This window comes from Oceanobacillus sojae (assembly GCF_007991515.1).
GTDB lineage: Bacteria > Bacillota > Bacilli > Bacillales > Amphibacillaceae > Oceanobacillus > Oceanobacillus sojae.
In genome coordinates this window covers 1-918 of record NZ_BJYM01000046.1, presented here as the reverse complement: position 1 = coordinate 918, position 918 = coordinate 1, and the positions used below count along the sequence as shown (strand labels likewise).

Below are 918 nucleotides of genomic sequence, written 5' to 3'. Positions count from 1 at the left end.
GGCGCAACAATCCCTAGAATAACAAAGCTCCATATTGCGATTACAATTGCCGGCATATCGACGTGCGTATCAACATGTGTATTGAACAGCCGCTGTACATATTCTCCTGTGATAACGGCAAATAGACCGAATAGGGCTGCCAGCCACGGACTTCCCAGTGCAATTGCTGCAAAACCCGCAACCATGGATACGTGGTGGGAGACAGGAAATTTTAATCCAAAATATAAGAAAATCAGAGACGCTGCACTAATGGTGAAACCGATGTTGTTTATATCTAAGGCAATTGCTGCATAACCTACCAGACCTGCAAATGAAAATCCCCAAATAGCGTTGAAAAGTAACATTTTTCCTGAGAACGGAAAGCGTTTTTCATTCGCAGGGAAGATACCTGTTAAACCGGAATGACCGAATAAGAAACGCGTAATAATAGCAAAAGTAACAACGGTTAAAGCAATGGTATCAATCGGAATATCTAAAACAGGTCCATATAAATATTGAACTAAATAACCTAAAATACCAAATATTCCCCCAACGATAAGCACCATTGGATCTGTTGTTTTAAACAATGGAACAGTTGTATCTGCACCGTCAACATGTCTGTCATCTTCAGCAAAAATTTTCTCTTTATCCTCATGATCTCCAAGAACAGTCTTTGCATCGACTGGATTAGTAAGAAATGCAGCATTCTCTAAACGTTTTTTACTGATTCTGCCTGCATATGCAGCCGCTGCCACAGCGCCGACAAAGGCTACATGTGGACCGAAAAACGGACCGAAAGCAACATGATCTAAGATCAGTGTACTGCCGGCTGCTACAGCTGCAGCAACGCCGGCCATTCCTAGGAACCCGGTAAAGATAAAGGCTGTCGTACCCCCGATAAGTGCACCAAATACACCGCCGCCAAAAGCAGCTAAAATC

General features: G+C 43.0%; 1 protein-coding gene. It reads right to left on the bottom strand.

Annotated elements, in window-relative coordinates; all coding sequences use genetic code 11:
* The coding region (locus OSO01_RS23155) for a DUF7973 family transport facilitator (RefSeq protein ID WP_147212813.1) at positions 1-918 on the bottom strand (918 nt) is incomplete at both ends.